Genomic DNA, 2835 nt, shown 5'->3' on the forward strand with positions numbered 1-2835 from the left:
ACCCCATCCGCCTATGCGGTGGGGTAGTTCATTGAAGCTTATGATTCAAGCCGAGCCAAAAAGATTCGGCACAATGGGGAGAGCCATTTCACCAAGCTGTTGAGGACATCGCTATGGCCTACAAACTCTGGATCGACGGCCAATGGGTCGATAGCCAAGGGGGGGGGTTGATGACCATCGAGAACCCGGCCACCGGCGAGAAACTGGCAGAGGTGGTGGATGCTAGCCCTGCCGATGTGGATCGGGCGGTGCAAGCTGCCCAGACCGCTTTCTACGATGGCCGTTGGTCGAAACTTACCCCCGGCGAGCGATCCCTGGCCCTCTGGAAATTGGCAGATCTGATCGAGGCTCGTGCCCCAGAACTGGCTCGTGTGGAATCGGAAAACACCGGCAAGCCCTACGAGTTCCTCAGCTTAGGGGGAGATTTGCCGTTTGCGGTGGATAATCTGCGTTTCTTCGCCGCTGCCGCCCGCGACATCCATGGCTTTAGCGCCGGGGAATATGCCAAGGGCTACACCTCCCTCTTTCGCAAAGAGCCGGTGGGGGTGTGCGCTCAAATTACCCCCTGGAACTATCCGCTGATGATGGCCGTCTGGAAGATCGGCCCCGCCCTGGCCGCCGGCTGTACGGTGGTGCTCAAGCCCGCTCCTGCCACCCCCCTGACCACCCTGATGCTGGGAGAACTGATCGCCGAGGCCGGGATCCCGCCAGGGGTGGTCAACATCGTTACCGGGGGCAATGCTACCGGCCAAGCCCTGGTAGAGCACCCGCAGGTGCGAATGGTCAGCCTTACCGGCTCCACCGCCACCGGCAAGCAGGTGATGCGGACAGCAGCAGAGACCCTGAAGCGGGTGCATTTGGAACTGGGGGGCAAAGCGCCGTTTATCGTCTTCGAGGATGCGGACGTAGAGACCGTTGCTGCCAAGGCCACGTTTGCTGCCACCGTCAACACTGGCCAAGACTGTACGGCGGCCACCCGCGTCTACGTGCAAGAGAGCAAGCTGGCGCAGGTACAAGAGGCCATTGTAGAGGCCATGCGCAAAGTGACGGTGGGATCCCCCTTTGAGGCCGGGGTGGAGATGGGGCCTTTGGTCTCGGCAGTCCAGCGGGAGCGGGTGATGGGATTTGTGGAGCGGGCCAAAGCAGAGGGAGCCAAGGTGCTGACCGGCGGTCGGATCCCTTCCCAGTTTGCCCAAGGCTACTACTATGAACCCACGGTGATTGCCAATGTTGATCAAAAGGCGGAGATCGTACAGAGTGAGGTTTTTGGGCCGGTTCTCACGCTCGGCTCGTTTCGCGAAGAAGCGGAAGCGCTACGCTTGGGCAATGACGTCCTATACGGGCTGGCGGCTTCTGTGTGGACTCAAGACATCGGACGAGCGATGAGGTTGGCCGCCGATCTGGAGTTCGGCACCGTCTGGATCAACGACCATATTCCCATTGCCTCTGAGGCCCCCCATGGCGGCTTTAAGCAATCGGGATTTGGCAAAGATCTCTCGGCAGAAGCGGTGCGCGACTACCAAATCACCAAACACGTGATGATTGCAACCCGCTGAAGTGATGCCCATTTTGAACAGAAGATGACCACCAAACAGCGGCGGCTCACCAGGGGTATTCCCAGTCGCCGTAGGCCATTGGTGGCCTTGATTCCGACCTACCCCTTCCCCTTGGGAGAGGGCTTGGGGAACTGTCTGGAGCCGGTTTGGAACCTCCCCAGAAAATCTCAGTTGCAAAGGCGGTGCGGAGCACTCAAGCGATAGACTGGGGTGTACAGCTCCCGCTCCGCTGCGAATCTGCTCGATTGAACCGTTGCTCGCCAAGCCTACCCGCCAACCATGGGATCCGCAACTCTATCCGCTCCTTGTACCTTTCCCCTCACCGCTGTAGTGGGGCAGCAGGCGGCCAAGCTGGCTCTGCTGCTGGCAGCAGTGGATCCCAGCCTAAGAGGTGTGGTGCTGGTGGGGCCTCGCGGCACCGCCAAGTCGGTTTTGGCCAGAGGGATCCACGCCTTGCTACCGCCCATCGAGGTGATTGCGGGATCCTATTGCAACGACGATCCGGCGCGACCGGACACCTGGTCGGACTGGGCCAAGGCTCGCTACCCAGCCGGAGAGGTGCCGCCCACCCAAGTGATATCGCCCCCCTTTGTCCAGGTTCCCCTGGGCGTCACCGAAGATCGGCTGCTGGGATCCGTCGATGTGGAGGCCTCCATCAGGCAGGGGGAAACGGTCTTCCAGCCAGGGCTCTTGGCTGCTGCCCACCGGGGCGTGCTCTATGTGGATGACATCAACCTCTTGGACGACGCCATCGTCAACTTGTTGCTGACGGTGGTGGGGGATGGGGTCAACCGCCTGGAACGGGAGGGGCTGAGTCTGCAACACCCCTGCCGGCCTCTCTTGGTGGCCACCTACAACCCCGAAGAGGGATCCCTGCGCCCCCACCTGCTGGATCGCATGGCCATGGTGGTGCCGCTGGAGCGGGATCTGAGCCTGGAGGAGCGGCGGGAGATTGCCCAGCGAGCCAGCCAATTCGGCGATGCCCCCGAACCCTTTCTGGCACAACACCAAGCAGAACTGGAAGAAATCCGCACCCAGATTGTCCTGGCCCGAGAGTGGCTGCCCCAGGTCAAACCCCAGCGGGAACAGCTCCTCTACCTGGTGCAAGAGGCCATCCGCGGCAATGTCCAAGGCCATCGGGGAGAGCAGTTTGCCCTACGGGCCGCCTGTGCCCTGGCAGCTCTGGAAGGACGGGATCGCCTGTTGGCCGAGGATCTGCAGCAGGCTGTGCAACTGGTGCTGCTGCCCCGCGCCCAATACGACCCCGACCAGCCCCCCC

2 protein-coding genes are annotated in these 2835 nt (G+C 61.7%); both read left to right on the forward strand.

Annotation, left to right across the window (positions count from 1 at the left end):
- The first annotated feature begins 113 nt into the window (after positions 1-113).
- Entirely contained in the window at positions 114-1556 is a 1443-nt protein-coding gene (locus tag NW856_RS12890; RefSeq protein ID WP_414400589.1) for a gamma-aminobutyraldehyde dehydrogenase, read from the forward strand.
- A gap of 279 nt (positions 1557-1835) precedes the next feature.
- Positions 1836-2835: ATP-binding protein (locus tag NW856_RS12895; RefSeq protein WP_414400590.1), on the forward strand; the 1000-nt coding region annotated here is incomplete at its 3' end.

The sequence above is a fragment of the Synechococcus sp. R3-13 genome (genome assembly GCF_047462195.1).
Lineage (GTDB): Bacteria > Cyanobacteriota > Cyanobacteriia > Thermostichales > Thermostichaceae > Thermostichus.